The sequence below is a fragment of the Microbacterium sp. BLY genome (assembly GCF_017939615.1).
In the GTDB taxonomy this organism is placed as follows: Bacteria; Actinomycetota; Actinomycetes; order Actinomycetales; family Microbacteriaceae; genus Microbacterium.
In genome coordinates this window covers 1,523,433-1,544,738 of the sequence record NZ_JAGKSR010000001.1, presented here as the reverse complement: position 1 = coordinate 1,544,738, position 21,306 = coordinate 1,523,433, and the positions used below count along the sequence as shown (strand labels likewise).

The window sequence follows — 21,306 nt, the reverse complement described above, 5'->3', positions numbered from 1 at the left end:
GCCGCAGACGGCGCGTCAGGCGGACGGGTCGTCCTCCCGGGAGCCGTCCGCCGGCAGCGGAGCCGTCTCCCGCGGCTGCCCGCCCCGGAGGCGCCGCACGAGCACGGCGAGCGCACGCCAGCCGAGGAGGAACAGGCCGAGCACCAGGGTGGCCACGATGATGAAGGGCACTTCCGCGGTGTCTCCGCTGAGCACCCGCAGCAGCATGCCCCCCGCGACGGTGACCACCCAGACCGTCGCTCCCCACAGCAGCGACCAGGGTCGGCGCGGGCGGGCGGGAAGGGCCAGCGCCACCGCATGACCGAGCAGCAGCGCCACGAGGAACGGCCACGCCGTGAGGAGGAACCCTGCCGGGTCCTCCTGGTGGGAGGCCCGGCCGATGGCGGCGAAGACGAGGACGAAGACGGCATCGACGAGGAGAGCGGGGAGGAACCTCATGCCTCGACCCTACGCGGGATGCCCGCTCACTCGTAGCGGACGAAACGCCCGTCGCGCAGCACAGGGACCGCGTCCACCGCGTCCAGCAGCGCCGCGTCTGCCGTGCTCGTCGGCACCAGCCCAGCGGCTCGGATCCGCTCGGTCGCCGGGACACCGGCCTGGAGCTCGCGCCCCGACCCCGTCGCTCCGATCAGGTGCTTCAGCGCGCGGCGCAGCGAGCGGAACCCCTCGGCGGCGACGGCCGCGTCCGGCGCCGTGTGGTCGATGCCCCGATCCGTGAGAGCCGCCGCGATCGCTCCGGCTCCCAGCTGATCCTCCACCGCCACGCGCCACTGCCCCGCGCCGTCGATCTCGCCGGCCGGCACGAGGGCGACCGAGGTGCGGCCCTGCCGCCGCTCCTGCTCGACCTGCACGGCCCGCGCGACGGCACCGGCATTGCGGATCGCGCCGAGCAGCACGGTGGACCCGGCCGGGGCGGCGGCGGCCACCGCCGCCCCGTCGCGGGACCACTCGAGAGCGGACGCGAGGTCGACCTCCGCTCCCCCGGCGACCGCGTCGGCCACCGTCGAGGAGAACCGGAGCACATCCACCACCACCACGACGTCGGCCGGAGCGAGCCGGGCGAGCCCGGCCACACCCCAGTCGAGTCGGACCTGGTACGGAGACTGATCGAACGGCGACGGCATCCGTCCAGCCTAGAGCCGTCAGTCGGCGGCGAGCGCCTCGACCGGGGCCACGCGCGTCGCCAGCCGGGTCGGCGTCGCCGCCGCCACCAGCGTGAGCAGCGCGGTCGCCGCGACGATGATCGCGACGGGCAGCCACGGCACCTGCGGCGCCACGAGGCCGGCGGGGGTGAACTCCGGCAGGACCGGCACCGAGCCCAGCAGCGACTGCGCCGCGATCCATCCGTACAGCACCCCGAGCACGAGTCCCGTGAGCGTCGCGGCCACCGTGATGTGCGTCGCCTCGAGGAGCACCATGCGGCGCACCTGGCGGTTGGACAGGCCGATCGAGCGCAGCAGCCCCAGTTCGCGACGACGCTGCACGACGCCGATGGTGAGGAGGTTGACGAGACCGACGGCGGCGATGACCGCGGAGACCGCCACGAGCACCATCATGATCGCGGCGAAGGCGTCGTACGGCGCGAAGAACTCGGCCGGGATCTCCTCCGTGGTCTGGCTCGTCATCAGGCGCTTCGCCGATTCCAGCGCCACCGCGAACATCGTCACCAGCGTGACCCCCATGACGACGCCGATGGCCATGCGCGACGACCGCTCCGGGTACCGCAGGGCGTTCTCGGCGGCGAGGCGGGCGGTTGCACTCGACCCGAACATCCGACCGACGAGCCGGAGGACGGGCGGCATGAACAGGACGGACCCCAGAGCCAGGCCGGTGAACGACAGGATGCCGCCGAAGAAGGCGACGATCACCCCGAGCGGCGTCACGAGCCCCAGGACCACGCCGCCCACCAGGAGCGCGGCTCCGGAGATGAGCAGCACCCAGGCGCCGACGTGACGGCCCTTGCGGCCGGAGACCTCGTCGCGCGTGCGCTCGACGGCCCCGCCGAGGGCCTGCAGCGGCGTCACGGCGAGCACGCGGCGCGACCCCACCCAGGCGGCCGCCCAGGTGGTGAGGGCGACGCCGAGTGCGGGAAGCGCGATCCCCGGCTGCGCGAGCGAGAAGGACGAGGGCGGCGTGGTGACCAGCTGGGCGCCGAGCTGCACGGCGGCCGCCGAGAGGAGCAGACCGGCGAGCAGGCCGAGGGAGGCCCCGAGGAGGCCGACGATGAGGCCCTGCCGACCGACCTGAACCCGCTGCGAGCGCGACGTCGCCCCGATCAGACGCAGGAGCGCGATCTGGCGCGTGCGGCCGGCGATGATCGTCGAGAAGGTGTTGGCCGTCACGATCGCCGCCACGTACATCGCGACCGCGGTCAGCAGCACGGACAGGATGGCGACGACGACGGCGAGCGTGCCGCTGTCGCCGAGGAACGGGTCCGCCTGGAGCACGGCGCCGATGTACGCCGTGATCTCGACGAGGAAGACGCCGAACGCCGACGACAGCGCGGCGACGAGGACGCTCGCGCCCATGCCGCGGTCGCGGAGCCAGGCCAGCCGGGGTCCGGTCGTCCGCGTCTCCGGGACGACCGTGGCGAGCGCGGTCATGCCGACACCTCCGCGGCGAGCATGTAGGCCGAGATCTGCTCCGCGGTCTGCCGCGGGTGGTCCGCGACGATGCGTCCGTCGCCGAGGTAGAGCACCCGGTCGGCGTGGCTGGCCGCGATCGCGTCGTGGGTGACCATCGCGATCGACTGTCCGTGCTCCCGGCTGGCGGCGGCGAGCAGGCGCAGCACCTCCCGACCGGTCTGCGAGTCGAGGTTGCCCGTGGGCTCGTCCGCGAAGACGAGGTCGGGGGCCGTGGCGAGGGCTCGGGCGATGGCCACCCGCTGCTGCTGTCCGCCCGAGAGCTGGTGCGGGCGGTGGCCGAGGCGCTTGCCGAGGCCGAGCGTCTCGATGAGGCCGTCGATCCGCGCGCGTTCGATCGCGCTGGGGCGGCGGCCGTCGAGCTCGAAGGGCAGGAGGATGTTCCCCAGGGCGTCGAGCGTGGGGACGAGGTTGAAGGCCTGGAAGATGAAGCCGACGCGGCGGCGGCGCAGGATCGTCAGGTCGAGGTCGCCGAGGCCGGTGATCTCGGTGTCGCCGATCCACGCGCGCCCCTCGGTCGGGCTGTCGAGACCGGCCATGATGTGCATGAGCGTGGACTTGCCGGATCCGGACGGGCCCATGATGGCGGTGAACTGTCCGCGGCGGATGCCGACGCTCACGTCGTCGAGCGCGTGGACGGTGCCCTCGCCCGAACCGTAGGTCTTCTTCAGGTGCTGGACGCGGGCGGCGAGCCCGAGGTCGGTGGTCGTGATCTCCATGATGACGACGCTATTTCCGCGCTCCCGTCCCCCGCGTCGCCCTGCGGGAGCATCCCGCTACATCGCGAGGATGATCCCGCCTCTCCTCTCGACCCACCCCTTTGCGTTCATCCCGGCCTCTTACGGCGGCCCGCAGAGGGCCGGGGCGACCGGAAGGGGGTGGGTCGGGGTCAGGCGAGACCGTGCTCGAACGCGAAGACCACAAGCTGCACGCGGTCGCGGAGGGCGAGCTTCGTGAGGATGCGGCTGATGTGCGTCTTCACCGTCGCCTCGCTGAGGAACTCCCGCGCCGCGATCTCGGCGTTCGAGAGGCCGCGCGCGGCGAGCGCGAAGATCTCCCGCTCCCTCTCCGTCAGCTCCGCGTACTGCGGCGGCACCGGCTTCGGCGCCTCCGCGAAGTGCTCGAACAGCTCCCTGGTCGCCGAGGCCGCGATGACGCTCGACCCCGCGTGCACCGTGCGGATCGCCGCGAGCAGGAACTCCGGGTCGGCGTCCTTGAGGAGGAAGCCGCTCGCGCCCTGGCGGATGGCCCGCGCCGCGGCCTCGTCCAGATCGAACGTGGTGAGCATGACGATGCGCGGCGGCTCCGGACGCGCCAGGATCTCGGCGGTCGCGGTCAGCCCGTCCATCACCGGCATCCGGATGTCCATGAGCACGACGTCGGGCCTTGTCGCCGCGACGACGTCGAGCGCCTCCCGCCCGTCGCCGGCCTCGCCGACGACCTCGAGGTCGGGCTGCGAGGCCACGAGCATGCGGATCCCGGCCCGGAACAGCGCCTGGTCGTCCACCAGCACGACTCTGATCACTGCGGGGCTCCGATCGGAAGGCTGCTCTGGACGACGAACTCCGCACCACGGCGCTCGGCTTGCAGACTACCGCCCACGAGCTGCGCGCGCTCCCTCATGCCGATGAGACCGTGCCCGCCGGGGGCCGAGGACGTCCCGTCGGCGGACACCGCGTTGCGCACCTCGATGTCCACCCGATCCGGCAGCCACGCGAGATGCACGTCCACCGCGCCGTCGCCGTGCCGGATCGCGTTGGTCAGGGCCTCCTGCAGGATCCGGTAGACGGCGAGCTGGATGGCACCCGGCGGCTCTCCGGGCGGCATCGGGTCGACCGTGACCCGCGGCTCGATGCCGGCCTGCCGCACCTGTGCGAACAGCGCCTCGAGATCGGCGAGGGTGGGCTGCGGGCCGTCGCCCTGCCGGTGCCGCAGCTGGGTGAGGAGCATCCGCACGTCGCTCAACGCGCCGCGGGCGGTCTGCGCGATCGTGCCCAGCGCCTCCGTCGCCATCTCCGGTTTGACGGCCGCGGCGTATCGGGCACCGTCGGCCTGGGCGATGACCACCGCAAGCGAGTGCGCGACGACGTCGTGCATGTCCCGGGCGATGCGCACCCGCTCCTGCTCCTCGGCCGCCAGCGCCTCCGCCTGCAGCTGTGCGGACCGGGTCCGGCGGTTGCGCAGGACGACGCGCCAGAGGAGTCCGCAGACCCACGCGAACCCGAGCGCCATGATCGAGGCCGACAGGAGCAGGGTGCCGCCCGTCACGAGCTCCCATCCGCTGCCGGAGCCGAACCGCACTCCACCGACGAACACCATGTAGAGCGAAGCGACGATCCCCCCGGCGATCACCGAGCCGAAGCCCCACCACAGCACGCGGCGGGTGCCCCACGCGGCGGTCGCGTACAGCACGAGGAGGATCGCGAAGTCGCTCGGCAGCGGCCCGAAGTCGGCGAGCATCTGCACGATGGCCCCGGCCCAGGCGGCGGCGAGCGCGAGCCCGGGTGCGAGCCGTCCGATCGCGACGCCGCCGAAGAGGAACACCGACGAGGCCACCAGGCCGATGACGTTGACCGCCGAGGTGCCCTGCTCCGGTTGGGGCGCGTAGAAGACGACGCTGAGCGGCGTCAGGAGCACGAAGAGCAGCGCCGCCCCGACGATGTCGAGGACGAGGCCGGCGCGGGACAGCGGACGGATCACTCCCCCACGCTACGCGAGCACACGGGAGGCGGCATCCGTCGCGGGATGTATCCGTCAGGCGCGGGCGAGGATCTCCCCGTGCGGCACGAGGAACCAGCCGTCGCCCTCGTCGGCCCAGCGCTTCCAGGCGTCGCTGATCTCGTGCAGATCGGCCGCGGTCGCCAGGTCCTGGTCCACCAGCTGCCGCGCCAGGGCCGACTCGAGGATGCGGTCGGCCCACAGGCCGCCCCACCACTCGCGCTCGGCCGGCGTCGCGTAGCACCAGGTGGACGCCGTCGCCGCGACCTCCGTGAACCCCGCCGCCCGCGCCCACGAGAGCAGACGCCGTCCGGCGTCCGGTTCTCCGCCGTTGGCTCGGGCCGCGGCCCGATACAGCGCGAGCCACCGGTCGAGCGCCGGGATGACCGGGAACCACAGGAATCCCGCGTAGTCCGCGTCCCGGGCGGCCACGAGTCCGCCGGGCACCGCCACCCGGCGCATCTCCCGCAGCGCCTGCACCGGGTCGGCGACGTGCTGCAGCACCTGATGCGCATGCACGACGTCGAAGCTGTCGTCCGGGAAGCTCAGGGCGTGCACGTCCTCGACGGAGAACGCGATGTTCGTGAGGCCGCGCTCGGCGGCGAGAGCGCGGGAGAGGGCGAGAGCGGAGTCGTCGATCTCGGTCGCGGTCACGTGCGCGACGACGCCGGCGAAGTCGACGGTGATCGATCCGGGCCCCGCGCCCACGTCCAGCAGCCGCGTGTCCGCGTGGAGGTGCGGTCGAAGGTAGGCGGCCGAGTTCGCGATGTCCCGCACGTTGTGCGAGCGGAGGACGGATTCGTGGTGTCCATGCGTGTACGAGGCCATGCGCTCAGTCTGGCACTCCCGTCGACCCACCCCTCTCCGTGCGTCCCGGCCTCTTCCGGGCGTCCGTAAGGGGCCGGGGCGGCGCGAAAGGGGTGGGTCGACGGGCTAGAGCGACGACACCATGCGGCGGATCGCTTCGCGGTCGGGCTTGCCGGAGGAGAGGAGGTCGAGCTCGTCCACGAGGATCAGGCGCGACGGACGGGCGGCGGCGCCGATCTCCCGGGCCACGGCCTCCCTGGCGTGGGCGAGTTGCTCCGACTCGCTGCGGCGGAGCGCCTCTCCGCGCGCGGCGACGATGACCGAGGCCTCCCCCCAGCGCTCATCCGGCACCCCCACGACCACCGCCTGATGCAGTCCGGGGATCGTCCGCACGATGCGCTCGACCCGGTCGAGGGAGATGTTGATCCCGCCCGAGACGATCACGTTGTCCGCGCGGCCGTGCACACGCACGACGCCGTCCTCGACGAGTCCGAGGTCGCCGGTCCGGTACCAGCGGATCCCGTGCTCGTCCCGGACGAATGTGCGCGCGGTCAGCGCCGGATCGCCGAGGTATCCCTCCGCCAGCAGCGGCCCCGCGATGCGGAGCTCGCCGTCCACCGCCCGCACCTGCACGGTGTCGAGCGCGACGCCGTCGTACACGCAGCCCCCGCTCGTCTCGGTGGAGCCGTAGGTGCGCACGAGGCGGACGCCGACGTCGGCCGCCCGTTCGCGCAGCGGCTCAGGGAGCGCCTGGCCGCCGACGAGGATCGCCTCGTACGCCCGCAGCGCGGCGAGCACTCCCGGCTCGTCTGTCGCGTCGAGCAGCGTCGCGATCTGCGCCGGGACGAGCGAGGTGTAGAGCGCGGGCACCACGCCCGCGGCGGTGGCGCGCTGCAGGTCGCGCGACGCCTCGGCGAACGCGCGCGGGGTGAACCGCCCCTCGATCCGGGCGGGCTCGGTGCCCGCGAGGATCGACCGCACCATCACCTGGAGCCCGGCGACGTACCCGGCCGGAAGCGCGAGCAGCCAGCGCCCGCTGCCGATCCGCTCGGCAGTCGCGGCCGCGCTCGCCCGCAGCGCCTCGCCGCTCAGCGCCACCCGCTTCGGGATGCCGCTGGATCCCGAGGTCGCGATCACCGCCGCGATGCCGTCGTCCACCTCGGACGGCGCATCGGCGAGCATCCCGAAGCCGAGAGCCGGCCCCTCGTCGAGCGCCCGGACCAGCGCCTGCCGGAGGAGCGTGGTGTCGTCGGCGTCGGTCGGGATCAGCGCGGTCACGGTGAGCTCCGTCTCGCTCGTGCGGTCTCAGTAGTGCCAGGGGAAGGACGACCAGTCCGGGTCGCGCTTCTCCAGGAAGGAGTCGCGGCCCTCCACGGCCTCGTCCGTGCCGTAGGCGAGGCGGGTGGCCTCGCCGGCGAACACCTGCTGGCCGACGAGCCCGTCATCGACGGCGTTGAAGGCGAACTTGAGCATCCGGATCGCCGTCGGGGACTTCGTCAGCACCGTGCGCGCCATCTTCAGCGCCTCGCGTTCGAGCTCGGCGTGCGGCACCACGCGGTTCACCGCACCGGCCTCGTACGCCCGCTGCGCCGAGTACTCCTCGGCGAGGAAGAACACCTCGCGGGCGAACTTCTGACCGGTCTGGCGGGCCATGTAGGCGGAGCCGTACCCGGCGTCGAAGCTGCCGACGTCGGCATCGGTCTGCTTGAAACGCCCGTGCTCGGCCGACGCGATCGTCAGGTCGCACACCACGTGCAGCGAGTGCCCGCCGCCGGCCGCCCAGCCAGGGACGACCGCGATGACGACCTTCGGCATGAACCGGATCAGTCGCTGCACCTCGAGGATGTGCAGCCGCCCGACGGCCGGGGCCGCTCCCCCCGGGGCCGCCGCTTCCCCCTGGGTCGCTGCGCCTTCCCCCTGGGTCGCTGAGCCTGTCGAAGCGTACCTGTACCCGTCGCGGCCGCGGATGCGCTGGTCGCCACCGGAGCAGAACGCCCACCCGCCGTCCTTGGGGCTCGGGCCGTTGCCGGTCAGCAGCACCGCCCCGATGCGGGCGTCCTGGCGGGCGATGTCGAGCGCGCGGTAGAGCTCGTCCACGGTGTGCGGGCGGAAGGCGTTGCGCACCTCCGGCCGGTGGAACGCGATCCGGGCGACCCCGCCGTCGCGACTGACGTGCGCGGTGATGTCGGTGTAGTGCTCGGCGCCGGGCGCGAGCTCCCACTCAGCGGGGTCGAAGAGGTCGGAGACGAAGGCATCGGTCACGGTCTTCAGCCTATTCCCCGGGCGCGGGCCGTCTTCATCCAGCCGTCGACGATGTCCCAGAGCGGGAAGGCCACGAGGCAGACGGCGGTGATCACGGTGAGCACGCGCATCGTGTCGGGCTCGACCCCGTTGTCCGCGAACACGAACTCCAGGAAGGCCGGATTGAGCAGTTCTCCCTGCAGGAGCAGCGTGAGCGCCCAGGCGGCGAAGGCGACCGCCAGGACGGTGTTCACGACGGCGGCGGCGACGGTCCAGCGTCGTCGCGCATAGATGACGATCGCCAGCACCGCTTCCGCGATCATGAGCGCGACGAGGATGGCGATGCCCACCGGCCAGAGGCGGGGCGCCAGGATCGGGATCGGCTCGCCACCGGTGGGGAAGAAGCCGAACGTCGCGTCCCACACGATCGCACCGATCCCGGCCAGGAGGAAGACGAGCGAGGCGATCACGTCGGCGCGGGCGGCCCCGTTTTCGGTCGGCTCCGGGAGCTGGTCGACGTTCCAGCGCACGCCCGTGTCGGCGCCGGTGCGCTCCAGCACGACGAAGACGAGCGTGACCCAGAAGCACAGGTGCACGATGACGGACAGGGTGACCGAGACGATCGCACCGATCACCTCGCCCGGGCCTCCGCCGCTGATGAGCTGGCCGATCGCGACTCCGATCGCCGCGAACGGCGGCACGATGAACAGGAGCAGCTTCAGCAGCCGCCACCAGGTGAGGTAGTACCGCGGCCCGATGAGGTGCAGGGGCCGGTCGGCGTACCCGGCCGCGAGGATGCCCGGATCGCCGAGGTCGGTGAGGACGGCGCGTTCCGCCTCCTCCGGGTTCTCGCCCAGCTCGCGCCGGGCGTCGACGGCGTCGGCGATGGCGGCTTCCAGTTCGGCACGGACCTCGTCCTGCGCCTCGGGGGCGAGGCTGCGGACGGTGGCGCTGATGTAGCGCTCGGTGAGAGTGGCCGTGGGGGGCATGTCAGTTCTCCTCGGGGGTGAGGGAGGCGATCGCTGCGGTGAGCGCGCGCCATTCGTCGGTGAGGGTGTCGGCCAGGCGGACGCCGGCCTCGGAGGTGCGGTAGAACTTGCGGGGCCGGGCCTCGTCCGTGTTCCACTCGCTCGTCAGGTACTCCTGCTTCTCCAGACGCCGCAGCAGGGGGTAGAGCGTGTTCGCGTCGGTCGCGAACCCGCGCTGCTCGAGCTGCTCGAGCAGGCTGTACCCGTAGCCGGGGGTGCGCAGGAGCTGCAGGCAGGCGAGCACCACGGTGCCGCGGCGCAGCTCCTGCAGATGCGTGTCGAGCGTCTCGTTCATGCCCTCCACATTACTGTGCGTCACACACCATTGTCAACGACACATATACGTGCGCCATGCGCACCCACCAGGTGGCGCACAATGGGGTCATGATCCCCGCCCTCACGGAGCTCCTCGATTCCGCCCGCGTCGTCGCCCTTCCGATGCACACCCGTTTCCGCGGGGTGGACACCCGCGAGGCCCTCTTGTTCGAAGGGCCCGAAGGCTGGGCCGAGTTCTCCCCCTTCGTCGAGTACGACGACGCCGAGGCGGCGACGTGGCTGGCCGCGGCGATCGACAACGCCTACGCGCCGCAGCCCGCACCGCTGCGCCGCCACGTCCGCGTCAACGCCACGGTCCCCGCCGTCGAGCCGGCGCGCGTGCCCGAGGTCCTCGCCCGCTTCGCCGGATGCCGCACCGCGAAGGTGAAGGTCGCCGAGCCCGGACAGCTCCTCGCGGAGGACGTCGCCCGCGTGCAGGCCGTCCGGGAGGCACTGGGGCCCGAGGGGCGCATCCGGGTCGATGCGAACGGCCTCTGGAACGTCGACGAAGCGGAGCACGCGGTGCACGCGCTCGCCGCCTTCGATCTGGAGTACGTCGAGCAGCCGTGCGCGTCCGTGCCCGAGCTCGCCGAGCTGCGGCGTCGCATCGCCTACATGGGGATCCCGGTCGCCGCCGACGAGAGCATCCGCAAGTCCGGCGACCCTCTCGCTGTCGCCCGCGCGGGCGCGGCGGACATCGTGGTCATCAAGGCGCAGCCGCTCGGCGGGCTGACGCACGCCCTGCAGATCGTCACCGCGGCCGGCCTGCCCGCGGTCGTCTCCAGCGCGCTGGACACGGCGATCGGACTCTCACAGGGGGCCGCCCTGGCCGCGGCGCTCCCCGTCCTCGACTACGACTGCGGGCTGGGCACCGCGTCGCTCTTCCAGGACGACGTCGCCGACCTCCGCCCCGTGGACGGCGCGATCCCGGTGGGACGCCTGTCCCCCGACCCGGCAGCGCTCACCCGACTGGCCGCAGCGGACGAGCGTCGGGAGTGGTGGACCGCCCGCCTGGCGCGCTGTCACCACGAGCTGCTCGCGGCGCGCAGCGCCTAGGACTCGACGAGGAGCTCCACGAGGCGACCGAGCTCTTCGCCTCCGGAGTGCCGCAGCGCGGCGTCGTCGCGACCGGCCATGGCGCCGCGGACGGTCATGCCCTCCCAGAGGATCATGAGCATGCGCGCCGCATCGACGGCGGGCACGCGGAGGCGCAGCGTCCCCGCCGCCTCCACGATGTCCTCCACGATCCGCGCGATGCTCGCCACCATCTCGCGTTCCTGGGTCAGATAGGCCTCCCCGAACCGCGGATCGCGCAGCGCCCGGATGCGGATCTCGCTCATCAGCATCACGCCGACCCGGTCGTCGCTTCCGAGCTCCATGATCTGCTGCACGAGGTCCTTCGGGTCGCAGTCGTCGGCGAGCTCGCCATCGGCCCGCATCTGCTCGACACGGGTCCGGACGGCCGCGACCCGGGAGTCCGCCACGCCCGCCGCGAGGGTGAGGAAGAGCTCGTCCTTGGAGTCGAAGTTCGAGTAGAAGGCTCCGCGCGTGAAACCGGCGCGCTCGCAGACGGCCTCGACGGAGGCGCCCTCCAGGCCGACCTCGGCGAACACCTGCGCGGCGGCCTCCAGCAGGCGCGCCTTCGTGTTCTCGCGGCTGCGGGTGGCGGGTGACGACATCGGAACCTCCTGACCTTCCCTCTCGACGATTCACACCCGGCGCACAGCATCCGGGTGGGCGATCACCTTACGATACATCTATGTATCGGATACACCTGTGTATCCACCCCGCACCCCCACGGAGATTCGCGTGTCCACACTGCTCTCATCCCTCGGACGCTGGTCCTTCCGCCACCCGTGGCGCGTCCTCGTCTCGTGGCTCCTCGCGCTCGGCATCGCCGGGGCCGGAGCGGTCCTCCTCGGTGCCGGCACCGACAACACCTTCTCCATCCCCGGCACGGAGTCGCAGGCGGGTCTCGAGCAGCTCTCCCGTTCGTTCCCGCAGGTGAGCGGAACCAATGCGCAGTTCATCGTCGTGGCGGCCGACGGCGACGAGGTTACCGATGACGCGTACCGGGAGCCGATCGAGGATGCGGTGTCCGACCTCGGCGACCTCGACCAGGTCCTCGCCGCGACCTCGCCGTACGACGAGATGGTCACCGGCATGATCAACGACGACGACACGGCCGCGATCGTCCGCCTGCAGTTCGACGGGGAGGCCAGCGACGTGTCGGACGAGACGACGGACGCCCTCCGGGCCGCCGTCGACGACCTCGCCGGAGAACTCCCGGAGGGTGCACAGACCTCGCTCGGCGGCGACCTCTTCGCGATCTCCATCCCCGGCGTCACCCTCACCGAGGCCGTCGGCCTGGTCATCGCCCTCCTCGTGCTCATCGTCACGTTCCGCTCGTTCGTCGTCGCCGGGCTCCCGCTGCTCACCGCGATCCTCGGGGTCGGCATCTCCATGGCCGGGATCTTCACGGCGACCGCCTTCGCGACCGTGTCGTCCACGACGCCGCTGCTGGCCCTGATGCTGGGCCTGGCCGTCGGCATCGACTACGCGCTGTTCATCGTCGCGCGCCACCAGGATCAGGTGCGGGAGGGCGTGGATCCCGAGGAATCCGCCGCGCGCGCGGTCGGAACGGCCGGATCGGCGGTCGTCTTCGCGGGCGTCACCGTGCTGATCGCCCTGATCGGCCTCGGCTTCGCCGGGATCCCGTTCCTCACGACGATGGGCGTCGCCGCCTCCGTCGCCGTGGCCGTCGCCGTCGCGATCGCCGTGACCCTCACCCCCGCCCTGCTCGGATTCCTCAAGAGGCGCGTCGCGGGACGACCGAAGCGCGCGAAGGCCCCGAAGAAGGCGGCCGCGAAGAACACCGCCGCGCGCCCTCGCGGCAGCCGTCGGTGGGTGGAGGGCGTGACCAGGCACCCGGTCCTCGTCTCGCTCGCCGTCGTGCTCGGCCTGGGCATCGTCGCCGTGCCCGCTCTCAGCCTCGACCTCGCCCTGCCCAACGCCGGCGTGCTGCCGAAGGACTCCGAGGCCCGGCAGACCTACGACCTCGTCGGAGAGCAGTTCGGCCCCGGATTCAACGGACCGCTCATCCTCACCGGGACCATCGTCACCTCCACCGACCCGCTCGGCCTCATGGAAGACCTCGGGGACGCCGTGTCCGAGGTGCCCGGCGTGAAGGAGGTCGCGCTCGCCACCCCGAACGAGACCGCCGACACCGGCATCGTGCAGATCATCCCGGAGACCGCCCCGGACGACCCGGCGACGGCCGACCTCGTGCGCGAGCTCCGCAGCCACCACGACGAATGGCTGGACGAGTTCGGCATCGACCTCAAGGTCACCGGCTTCACCGCGGTCGGCATCGACATCTCCGATCAGCTCGGGGCCGCCCTGCTTCCGTTCGGGATCTTCGTGATCGGCCTCTCGCTGATCCTCCTCACCATCGTGTTCCGCTCCCTCTGGGTGCCGATCACCGCCGCGGCCGGCTACCTGCTGTCGATCGTCGCCGCCTTCGGCGTGGTCGGGGCGGTGTTCGAGTGGGGCTGGTTCGCCGACCTGCTGCACGTCGCGAAGGTCGGGCCGATCATCAGCTTCATGCCGATCATCCTGATGGGCGTGCTGTTCGGCCTCGCGATGGACTACCAGGTGTTCCTGGTGTCGCGCATGCGCGAGGACTTCGTCCACGACCCCGAACTGCGCGGCACGGCGGGCACCGCCGACCGCGCCACCCGCCGCGCCGCCGCCCTGCGGGCCGTGCGGAGCGGCTTCACCGGGTCGGCCAAGGTGGTCACGGCCGCCGGCCTCATCATGTTCGCCGTATTCGTCGCCTTCGTCCCCGAGGGCGACTCCTCCCTCAAACCCATCGCACTCGGACTCGCGGCGGGCATCGCCTTCGATGCCTTCCTCGTGCGGATGACGCTGATCCCGGCGCTCATGACGATCCTCGGCGAGCGCGCCTGGGAGATCCCGTCGTGGCTCGAGCGGATTCTCCCCCGCGTGGACATCGAGGGCGAGGCGGTGGAACGCGAGCGCCACCTCGAGGCGTGGCCCGGCGACGGATCGGTCGTCGCGGCGGACGCCCTCGATCTCGGTTCCGGCGCACCGGCCGTGGCGGGACTCTCGCTGCGCCTCTCGCCCGGCGAAGCCCTCGTCGTCAGCGGTGCGGATGCGGGATCCCTGCGCGCCCTTGCCCTGACGGTCGGTGCCCGCATCGCCCCGGCCGACGGACGCCTCCGCGTCGCAGGCCACCTGCTCCCCGGCCGCGCGGCCTGGGTCCGCGCCCACGTGGGCTGCGTCCTGGCGGAGAACGACGACACCGTCCTCGCGGACCTCCGCGAAGCCCTCCGCGGCCGCTCCGCACTCGTGGTGATCGACGGTGCCGACCGCCTCCGCCACGGCACGCGCGACCAGGTCGCCGCCATGCTGCGCGATGCGAAGTCGCGCCGTGATCTCGCTGTGTTCGCCACGGCCGCCGATCCTGACGCGGCCCGCTCCCTCCTCGCGGATGCCGGATGGCCGTCCGCCGACGTACTCGACACGCGCGCGCCTCGCCCGAGCGCCGCAGAAACCACCGAGGTGCCCGCATGACCCTCCCCCTCGAGCGTGCCCGCTCCCGCAAGCCGATCACCTGGCTCACGATCCTCGGCGTGCTGCTGCTTCCGGCGGCCGTCGGCGGCATCCTCATGGCGGCGCTCTACAACCCGACCGAGCGCCTCGACTCCATGACCGCGGCGATCGTGAATCTCGACGAGCCCGTCGAGATCGACGGTCAGACCGCTCCCCTCGGACGCCAGCTCGCCTCCGGGCTCGTCGAGGGGTCGGACGATCTCGACTCGAACCTCACCTGGGTCATCTCCAACGAGGAGGACGCCGCCGACGGGCTCGCCGACGGCACCTACCAGGCCGTCATCACCATCCCCGAGGACTTCTCGGCCGCGGCCACCTCGGCAGGGCAGGCGGTCGCGGACGGCGGCGGGGATGCCGAGCAGGCGACGATCCAGGTGACGACCCCCGACGACGGGCTCGTCGCGGACGACCTCATCACGGGGCAGATCGCCGATGTGGCGGCCTCGACGCTCGGCACCACGCTGTCCGAGGCCACGACCGAGAACATCCTCGTCGGCTTCACCACCATCGGCGACCAGATCGGCGATGCGGCGGACGGAGCACTGGAGCTGGCGAAGGGCGCCCGCGACGCGGCCACCGGCGCCGCGGCCCTTCCGGACGGCGCGACGCAGCTCGCCGCGGGCGCCGGAGAGCTGGGCGCCGGGGCGTCGAGCCTCGCATCCGGCCTGGACACCATCGCAGGGCAGACCCGGCAGGCTGCGACCGGCGCCGGCACTCTGGGGGCCGGACTCACCTCCGGGGCGACCGAGCTGCAGGGCCGGGTCGCCGGCATCCAGCAGCTCACGGGCAGCATCCAGTCGGCGGGCGCTTCGGCGAAGTCGGCCGCGGCGGACTCGGCCGCGGTCGCACATACGCTCGGGGCGATGGCGGCCACGGCGTGCGGCACCGATCCGGAATCGCCGGAGTGCGGGCAGCTCTCCGGCCTCGCCTCGCAGGCGGCGGCAGCGGCCACGTCGGCCGGAACCGCCTCCGGCATCCTCAACGACAAGCAGATCGCCGCGGGCGTGGCCGCGCTTCCCGGGTCGTTCTCCACGCTGGCCACCCAGCTGGGCGAGGCGGGCGCGGGGGCGACCGAACTCGCCGGCGGACTCAACCGGCTCGCGACCGAGGGCGTGGATCAGTCCGCGGCGGGCGCCCGGGCGCTGTCGTCCGGCGCGACGCAGCTCGCCGACGGCGCGACCCAGCTCGCCGACGGCAGCACCGAACTCGCCACCGGCCTCGACACGCTCGCGACCGGCACCGGCGACCTCGCGGGCGGGCTGCGCACCGCGGCGGACTCCCTTCCGTCCTTCAGCGACGAGGAGTCGACGTCGCTGGCGTCGGTGATCGCCGACCCCGTGGCGACCGACTCCTCGATGGGCTCGCTCTTCGGTCCCACCGCGATCCCGCTGCTCACCGCGGTGGTGCTCTGGTTCGGCGGTCTCGCGTCATTCCTCGTCCTGCGGGCGCACACCGCGCGGACGCTCACGTCCCGTCGGTCGTCGGCTGCCCTCACCCTCCGCGGGTTCTGGCCGGCCGCGGCGATCGGCGCGGCACAGGGGCTGCTCGTCTCCCTCATCGTGCAGACCGTTGCCGACTACGACCCGGCGAACTGGTGGGCGTTCGCCGGGACGGCCGTCCTCGCCGGGGTGGTGTTCGCCGCAGTGAACCAGGCCCTCGTGGCCGTGTTCGGCGGCATCGGACGCTGGATCGCCGCGCTGATCGGCGTCGTGGCCGTCGCGACGGGGTTGATCTCGACCGTGCCCGACTGGCTCGCGAGCATCGGCGCGGCCCTGCCGACCGCACCGGCCTTCGCGGGTCTCATCGACGCGAGCGGCGCGGCGGTCGCCGCCCTCGTCGTCTGGGGTGTGCTGTCGCTCGTCGCCACGACGGTGGTCGTCGCGGTCCGCCGCACGACCACGGCCCGCGCCGTCGTCACCGCCTGACACCGTCACATCTTCGGAAATCACGGACGACACGCCGCCGGACAGCCCGTGCCGGCGGCGTGTCGCGTCCGCTCTCCGAAATCGTGCAAAGACGGGACGACGACACCCCGTACCCTCGTGCCATGCGCCGACCGTTCATGGACACTCCGGACCAGCTCGCGAGCCTCGACGGGCAGCAGTATCTCGTCCTCCGGCCGACCGGGGCGGTCGCCGCGGCCTACCGGGCGATCCAGGAGGCCGCGCTCGCGCGTCTGGATACGCCCCTGCGGCATCCACACACGGAGCACGTGACGCTTCGAGGCTTCTTCGAGCCGGAGCGTCGCGAAGATCTCCGAGCCGTGATCCGGGCCTGGGCCGCGGAACAGGGTCCTCTCGAACTCACCGCCGACGCCGTGGACGTCTTCCCCGCACCGTGGCAGGTCCTGATCCTGCGCCTCGCCCGCACGCCCGCCCTCGTGCGCGCGTACGCCTCGCTGACGGAGGCGCTCCGGCCGACGGACTTCCGCCGCCTCGACGAGCTCTCGGTCGAGGAGTGGACCTTCCACCTCTCCGTGCTCTACGGCAGGACGCTGGATCCCGAGACGTGGCAGCATCTCGCCGCGACCGAGGCCCGTCCTCTGACCCCCGCTCCGACGGAAGTCGTCACCGAGGCCGAGTTCGTCTGGTACGAGGGCGGCGTCGAGCACGCCGAGGTCATCCCCCTCGGCGGCTGACGCTCCGTCTCGATGGGCTCAGCTCAGGCCGGAGTAGGCGTGCAGGCCCTTGAAGAAGACGTTGACGACGGTGAAGTTGAAGATCACGGCGGTGAAGCCGACGATCGAGAGCCAGGCCGAGGGGTTGCCGCGCCAGCCGCGGGTCGCGCGGGCGTGGATGTAACCGGCGTAGAGCACCCAGATCACGAACGTCCAGGTCTCCTTCACATCGAAGCCCCAGAAGCGGCTCCAGGCGTAGTACGCCCAGATGGACCCGGCGATGAGGGTGAAGGTCCAGAGGATGAAGCCGATGATCGTGAACAGATACGCCAAGCTCTCCAGGCGCTCCGCCGGCGGGAACGTGCGCAGGAAGCCGGGGCCGGTCTTGGCCGCCCCCTCACCGAGCAGACGCTCGCGTCGGGCCTGCATCAGCTGGATCACCGAGAGCGCGAAGGCGAGCGCGAAGAACGCCGTCGCGAGCGAGGCGACGAACACGTGGATGATGAGCCACACGCTCTTCAGCGGGTCCATGAGCGGCGAGACCTCGACGTAGAAGTTCGTCGCGCCCAGCCCGAGGAGGACGACCACGAGGCCCGTGATGAAGGTGCCGAGGAAGCGCAGGTCGAGGCGGGTGAGCACCGCCAGGTAGACGGCGATGATGAGCAGCGTGCCGACCATGCCGAACTCGTACAGGTTGGCCCACGGCACCCGTCCGGCCGCGATGCCGCGGGTGATCGTCGCGGCCAGGTGGAAGACGAAGCCGAGGACGGTGAGCGACGTGCCGATCCGCGCCATGACGAAGCGCTGCGGCGCCGACACCGGTGCCCCGGTCGCGTCCACGGATGCCGGGACGCTCCCGCCGCCCGCGCCGACGAGCACGCCCTCGCGGACCGTGTGGGCGTCGGCCGTGGCCTGCGAACGGCGCGCGAGATCGAAGGCGTAGGCCACGAAGGCCGCCGCGTAGATCGCGATCGCCGTCCAGAGCAGGACCGGCGAGATCACGTTGAGCTCGAGCATGGTGTCAGTCTACTTTCCGGGTGCCGGGGCCGCGGGGTCCGCGGCGGCGTCCGCGGCGTCCTCGTCGGCGTCTTCAGGGGTGCGGGCGGTCGTGCCGCCCGCGGCGTCGAGGAGCCGGGCGTGCCCGGCCCGGAGGTCGTCCACGGCGCGCGCGAGCGTCGGGTCCTCGCCCCGGGCCAGGGCCGCGTACTCGAGATCGACAGCGCCGTCGGCGGCGGTGGCCTTGACCCACACGCGCCGACGCGGCACGAAGAGGGCGAGCATGAGGCCGCCGAGGGCCAGCAGCGCAAAGCCGAGGACGAACACCCCGGACTCGTCGCGGTGGATCTGCAGGGAGGCGAAGCGCTTGACGGACTCCGAGGCGTCGGTGGCGCCCTCCGGCGACTCGTCGTCGAAAGTCACCGAGCCGAGGCCGCTCGGCAGCTGCGCGGTCTCGCCCGGGGACAGCTCGATCGACTCGACGTCCGTGCTGCGTCCGGTGAGCTTCGTCATGTCGGAGGTGTCGAGCACGTACACCGAGCGGGGCACGCCGTCGTTGATCCCGAGGTCGCCCGTGTACACGTCGAGCGTGAGCGTCGGATTGGTGAGATCGGGGTAGGCGGAGAAGAAGGCCCCGGTGTCGAGCACACCCGTCGTCGGGTAGAAGAAGCCGACGAGGCCCACCTGCTCGGCCAGGCCGTCCGGCACCTTGAGCACGCCGAGCGAGGTCATGTTGTTGTCCTGCGGAAGGAACGGCGTGCTGTTGTGGAACACCACGTTGCCCTCGGGGTCGCGCACCGTCACGGTGGGCGCGTAGCCGTTGCCGAGCAGGAACACGTCGTCGTCCGCCACGCTCAAGGGCTCGTTGACCTTGACGGCCCCCTCGCGCTCCTCGCCCTTCTCCTGGATGGTCATGTTCGCGGAGAAGTCGCCCGCCTGGCCCGAGCCCGGCTCCCCGAACGGCTGGTACGTCACGTCGAACGAGTCGAGGCGCATGGAGTACGGCGCGAAGGCGTCGTCGGCGACGAAGCGTCCGCGGTTCATGGAGTCGTAGTCGAGCAGCGTGTTGGCGAAGGTCTCGCCCTCGACGAGCACGCGCTGGCCCGTGTACGCGAAGCCGCCGCCGACGCCGATCGTCACGAGCACGCCGACGAGAGCGAGGTGGAAGAGCAGGTTGCCCGTCTCCCGCCAGTAGCCGCGCTCGGCCGAGACGGAGTACGTGCGCCCGCGGTCGTAGCGCTCGACGCGGTAGCCGAGCGCCTTGAGCTGCTTCGTGGCGACGTCGATCGAGGCCGCCGCCTCCGCGTCGGCGTCACCGGTGCGGGTGCCGGAGTCGGCGACCGTGTCGCGCGTGACGGCACGGTAGTCCTCCAGGCGTCGCAGCCGCGCGGGCGTGCGCGGCGGGCGGGCCTGCAGCGCCTTGGCGTGGTGCTTGATGCGGGGGATGACGCAGCCGACGAGCGAGGTGAACAGCAGCAGGTAGATCGCCGAGAACCAGGGCGACAGATACACGTCGAAGAGCTTGAGCGCGTCGAGGACGGGGAACAGGTCGGGGTTGTCGCGCTCCCACTGCGTCACGCCGTTCGGGTCGGCCATCCGCTGCGGGAAGATCGATCCGGGGATGGCCGCGATCGCCAGCACGAGCAGGAGGACGAGCGCCGTGCGCATCGAGGTGAGCTGGCGCCACCCCCACCGCAGCCAGCCGACGAAGCCGAGGCGCGGCTGGGTGATGGTGTCGTCGCCGTCGACGTGGTCGGACGGGCGGAGCGGATCGCTGGAGTCGGTGGTCACGGCACCCTTGTTCTTCGTCATGGTCGTCTCGGAGCGGTCAGAGCGGGAGGTCGACACTGCCGATCACCGCCGTCAGCCGCGACATGATGTCGGTCCACAGGCCGGTGACCATCAGTACGCCGAGCAGGATCAGCAGCACGCCGCCGACGATGTTCACGACCCGGACGTGGCGGCGCAGGAAGCCGATCGCCTTCGTCGCCCAGCCGAAGCCGAGGGCGACGAGCAGGAACGGGATGCCGAGGCCAAGGGAGTACGCGAGGCCGAGGAAGCCCGCGCGCACGGGGTCGCCGGCGTTGAAGGAGAGCGCGAGGATGGCGGCGAGCGTGGGGCCCATGCAGGGCGCCCAGCCGATGCCGAGCGCGACGCCGAGGAGCGGCGCACCGATCATGCCGGCCTTCGAGTCGACGTGGAAGCGGAGCTCCTTCTGCGCGAACCCGAAGAGCCCGAGGAAGACCAGGCCCATCGCGATGATGACGACGCCGAGGATGCGGGTGATGAGATCGCCCCACCGGAGCAGGAACACGCCGGCGGTGCCGCCGAGCACGGTGTAGAGGATGAACACCACGGTGAAGCCGAGGATGAACAGCAGCACCCCGAGCACGAGGCGGCTGCGCGTCGCCGTCTGCGTGGCGCCGCCGGTCGCCGACGATCCCCGCGGGGTGACGGCTCCGCCGAGGAAGCCGAGGTAGCCCGGGACGAGCGGGAGGACGCACGGTGAGAGGAACGAGACGAGTCCGGCGAGCATCGCCACCGGGACCGCGATCCAGAGGGCTCCGGATCCGATGATCGCGTCGGGATTCACGACGACCTCGCGGACATCAGGAGTCCTCCGCGAGCGCGTCCTTGACGAGCGTGGAGAGGACGGACGTGCCGTCGATGGGTCCGATGATCTTCGCGGCGACGCGCCCCTGCTTGTCGAGCACGAGCGTGGTGGGGGTGGCCGAGATCGGCACGACCTCCGCGAAGGCGAGCTTCGCCTGGGCGGTGTCGACGTCGATGAGGCTCGGGTACGTGATCCCGAACTCGTCGGCGAAGGCGACGGCCGTGTCGGCCTGATCCCGCGTGTTGATGCCGATGAACTGCACGTCCGCGTCCTGGTGCTCCTGCCAGACGGCCTCCAGGTCGGGCGCCTCGACGCGGCACGGCGCGCAACCCGCGTACCAGAAGTTGACCACGGCGACCTGGCCGGCGATGTCGGCGCTGTCGAACTTCTCCCCGTGCTCGGTGACCCCGGCGAACTCGACCGGCTCTCCGCGTTCGGCGACGGGGATCTCGACGATCGCACCGTCGGCGGCGACGTACCCGGTGTTCTCGCCGTTCAGGAACGACTCGCTCACGGCATCGGGCGCACAGGCGCTCAGGCCGACGCCGAGCACCGCAGCGAGCGCGACTCCGCCCAGGCGGCCGAGGGGCCGAAGACGGGAGGGGCGGCCGTTGCGGATCGGGTGAATCCTGGAAGCGCGGGACACGTCTCCGAGTTTACGCAGAGCTTCCTATGCATCGGCCGGGTACCCCC

20 protein-coding genes are annotated in these 21,306 nt (G+C 72.1%); 4 read left to right on the top strand and 16 right to left on the bottom strand.

The genetic code is table 11. The annotated features are described in order from the left end of the window. Positions 1 to 15: 15 nt before the first annotated feature. The 11 genes from KAF39_RS07690 to KAF39_RS07640 form a co-directional block, all read right to left on the bottom strand. The gene (locus KAF39_RS07690; RefSeq protein WP_210676724.1) at positions 16 to 438 is read right to left on the bottom strand and encodes a DUF3054 domain-containing protein; all 423 of its coding nucleotides are present in this window, start codon (positions 436 to 438) and stop codon (positions 16 to 18) included. 26 nt (positions 439 to 464) lie between these two features. Then, the gene (locus KAF39_RS07685; protein WP_210676723.1) at positions 465 to 1,124 is read right to left on the bottom strand and encodes a 2-phosphosulfolactate phosphatase; all 660 of its coding nucleotides are present in this window, start codon (positions 1,122 to 1,124) and stop codon (positions 465 to 467) included. Positions 1,125 to 1,142: 18 nt separating this feature from the next. Beyond that, on the bottom strand, positions 1,143 to 2,603 hold the full coding sequence (locus KAF39_RS07680) for an ABC transporter permease (RefSeq protein ID WP_210676722.1): 1,461 nt from the start codon (positions 2,601 to 2,603) through the stop codon (positions 1,143 to 1,145). Then, positions 2,600 to 3,361: an ABC transporter ATP-binding protein gene (locus KAF39_RS07675; protein WP_101847289.1), complete on the bottom strand. Its 762-nt coding sequence runs from the start codon at positions 3,359 to 3,361 to the stop codon at positions 2,600 to 2,602. Before KAF39_RS07675 ends, KAF39_RS07680 begins: the two co-directional genes overlap by 4 nt. A gap of 170 nt (positions 3,362 to 3,531) precedes the next feature. After that, the gene (locus KAF39_RS07670) at positions 3,532 to 4,167 is read right to left on the bottom strand and encodes a response regulator transcription factor (protein ID WP_210676721.1); all 636 of its coding nucleotides are present in this window, start codon (positions 4,165 to 4,167) and stop codon (positions 3,532 to 3,534) included. Next, positions 4,164 to 5,342 (bottom strand): sensor histidine kinase, encoded by a 1,179-nt coding sequence (locus KAF39_RS07665; protein WP_210676720.1) that lies wholly within the window; start codon positions 5,340 to 5,342, stop codon positions 4,164 to 4,166. The genes KAF39_RS07670 and KAF39_RS07665 overlap by 4 nt, the downstream gene beginning before the upstream one ends. 54 nt (positions 5,343 to 5,396) lie before the next feature. Continuing rightward, positions 5,397 to 6,188, bottom strand: a complete 792-nt coding sequence (locus KAF39_RS07660) for a class I SAM-dependent methyltransferase (RefSeq protein ID WP_210676719.1) — start codon at positions 6,186 to 6,188, stop codon at positions 5,397 to 5,399. Positions 6,189 to 6,293: 105 nt separating this feature from the next. Next, positions 6,294 to 7,445, bottom strand: coding sequence for an AMP-binding protein (locus KAF39_RS07655; protein ID WP_210676718.1), 1,152 nt, complete (start codon positions 7,443 to 7,445; stop codon positions 6,294 to 6,296). Between the two features lie 27 nt (positions 7,446 to 7,472). Further along, the gene (locus KAF39_RS07650) at positions 7,473 to 8,429 is read right to left on the bottom strand and encodes a 1,4-dihydroxy-2-naphthoyl-CoA synthase (protein ID WP_210676717.1); all 957 of its coding nucleotides are present in this window, start codon (positions 8,427 to 8,429) and stop codon (positions 7,473 to 7,475) included. A gap of 5 nt (positions 8,430 to 8,434) precedes the next feature. Further along, positions 8,435 to 9,397, bottom strand: coding sequence for a permease prefix domain 1-containing protein (locus KAF39_RS07645; RefSeq protein WP_210676716.1), 963 nt, complete (start codon positions 9,395 to 9,397; stop codon positions 8,435 to 8,437). Position 9,398: 1 nt separating this feature from the next. After that, positions 9,399 to 9,731, bottom strand: coding sequence for a PadR family transcriptional regulator (locus tag KAF39_RS07640; RefSeq protein ID WP_210676715.1), 333 nt, complete (start codon positions 9,729 to 9,731; stop codon positions 9,399 to 9,401). A gap of 89 nt (positions 9,732 to 9,820) precedes the next feature. Between KAF39_RS07640 and KAF39_RS07635 the strand changes: the two genes are divergently transcribed. Beyond that, on the top strand, positions 9,821 to 10,807 hold the full coding sequence (locus tag KAF39_RS07635) for an o-succinylbenzoate synthase (protein WP_210676714.1): 987 nt from the start codon (positions 9,821 to 9,823) through the stop codon (positions 10,805 to 10,807). On the opposite strand, the gene KAF39_RS07630 is transcribed toward KAF39_RS07635, so the two are convergent. Next, positions 10,804 to 11,430, bottom strand: coding sequence for a TetR/AcrR family transcriptional regulator (locus KAF39_RS07630; protein ID WP_210676713.1), 627 nt, complete (start codon positions 11,428 to 11,430; stop codon positions 10,804 to 10,806). The two genes, KAF39_RS07635 and KAF39_RS07630, sit on opposite strands and share 4 nt — an antisense overlap. A 130-nt stretch (positions 11,431 to 11,560) precedes the next feature. On the opposite strand from KAF39_RS07630, the gene KAF39_RS07625 reads away from it, so the two are divergent. The 3 genes from KAF39_RS07625 (at position 11,561) to KAF39_RS07615 (ending at position 17,024) form a co-directional block, all read left to right on the top strand. Continuing rightward, positions 11,561 to 14,347 (top strand): efflux RND transporter permease subunit, encoded by a 2,787-nt coding sequence (locus KAF39_RS07625; protein WP_210676712.1) that lies wholly within the window; start codon positions 11,561 to 11,563, stop codon positions 14,345 to 14,347. After that, entirely contained in the window at positions 14,344 to 16,311 is a 1,968-nt protein-coding gene (locus KAF39_RS07620) for a YhgE/Pip domain-containing protein (RefSeq protein ID WP_210676711.1), read from the top strand. Before KAF39_RS07625 ends, KAF39_RS07620 begins: the two co-directional genes overlap by 4 nt. 122 nt (positions 16,312 to 16,433) lie before the next feature. Next, complete coding sequence (locus KAF39_RS07615) at positions 16,434 to 17,024, top strand: 2'-5' RNA ligase family protein (RefSeq protein WP_246878256.1); 591 nt, start codon at positions 16,434 to 16,436, stop codon at positions 17,022 to 17,024. Positions 17,025 to 17,042: 18 nt separating this feature from the next. Here KAF39_RS07615 and ccsB read toward each other — a convergent pair whose 3' ends face one another. The 4 genes from ccsB to KAF39_RS07595 are packed head-to-tail and all read right to left on the bottom strand — an operon-like array spanning position 17,043 to position 21,259. Continuing rightward, on the bottom strand, positions 17,043 to 18,020 hold the full coding sequence (ccsB, locus tag KAF39_RS07610) for a c-type cytochrome biogenesis protein CcsB (protein ID WP_210676710.1): 978 nt from the start codon (positions 18,018 to 18,020) through the stop codon (positions 17,043 to 17,045). Between the two features lie 9 nt (positions 18,021 to 18,029). Further along, entirely contained in the window at positions 18,030 to 19,811 is a 1,782-nt protein-coding gene (locus KAF39_RS07605; protein ID WP_210676709.1) for a cytochrome c biogenesis protein ResB, read from the bottom strand. 16 nt (positions 19,812 to 19,827) lie between these two features. After that, positions 19,828 to 20,592 carry a cytochrome c biogenesis CcdA family protein gene (locus KAF39_RS07600; protein WP_210676708.1) on the bottom strand — a complete coding sequence of 255 codons (765 nt, stop codon included), beginning with the start codon at positions 20,590 to 20,592 and terminating at the stop codon, positions 19,828 to 19,830. A gap of 16 nt (positions 20,593 to 20,608) precedes the next feature. Next, entirely contained in the window at positions 20,609 to 21,259 is a 651-nt protein-coding gene (locus KAF39_RS07595; protein WP_210676707.1) for a TlpA disulfide reductase family protein, read from the bottom strand. Positions 21,260 to 21,306 lie beyond the last annotated feature (47 nt).

What these genes read in the sequence shown, in the direction of transcription:
- KAF39_RS07690 (WP_210676724.1), bottom strand. Translation starts at nt 438, where the DNA reads ATGAGGTTCCTCCCCGCTCTCCTCGTCGATGCCGTCTTCGTCCTCGTC.
- KAF39_RS07685 (WP_210676723.1), bottom strand. Translation starts at nt 1,124, where the DNA reads ATGCCGTCGCCGTTCGATCAGTCTCCGTACCAGGTCCGACTCGACTGG.
- KAF39_RS07680 (WP_210676722.1), bottom strand. Translation starts at nt 2,603, where the DNA reads ATGACCGCGCTCGCCACGGTCGTCCCGGAGACGCGGACGACCGGACCC.
- KAF39_RS07675 (WP_101847289.1), bottom strand. Translation starts at nt 3,361, where the DNA reads ATGGAGATCACGACCACCGACCTCGGGCTCGCCGCCCGCGTCCAGCAC.
- KAF39_RS07660 (WP_210676719.1), bottom strand. Translation starts at nt 6,188, where the DNA reads ATGGCCTCGTACACGCATGGACACCACGAATCCGTCCTCCGCTCGCAC.
- KAF39_RS07645 (WP_210676716.1), bottom strand. Translation starts at nt 9,397, where the DNA reads ATGCCCCCCACGGCCACTCTCACCGAGCGCTACATCAGCGCCACCGTC.
- KAF39_RS07640 (WP_210676715.1), bottom strand. Translation starts at nt 9,731, where the DNA reads ATGAACGAGACGCTCGACACGCATCTGCAGGAGCTGCGCCGCGGCACC.
- KAF39_RS07635 (WP_210676714.1), top strand. Translation starts at nt 9,821, where the DNA reads ATGATCCCCGCCCTCACGGAGCTCCTCGATTCCGCCCGCGTCGTCGCC.
- KAF39_RS07630 (WP_210676713.1), bottom strand. Translation starts at nt 11,430, where the DNA reads ATGTCGTCACCCGCCACCCGCAGCCGCGAGAACACGAAGGCGCGCCTG.
- KAF39_RS07620 (WP_210676711.1), top strand. Translation starts at nt 14,344, where the DNA reads ATGACCCTCCCCCTCGAGCGTGCCCGCTCCCGCAAGCCGATCACCTGG.
- KAF39_RS07615 (WP_246878256.1), top strand. Translation starts at nt 16,434, where the DNA reads ATGCGCCGACCGTTCATGGACACTCCGGACCAGCTCGCGAGCCTCGAC.
- ccsB (WP_210676710.1), bottom strand. Translation starts at nt 18,020, where the DNA reads ATGCTCGAGCTCAACGTGATCTCGCCGGTCCTGCTCTGGACGGCGATC.
- KAF39_RS07605 (WP_210676709.1), bottom strand. Translation starts at nt 19,811, where the DNA reads ATGACGAAGAACAAGGGTGCCGTGACCACCGACTCCAGCGATCCGCTC.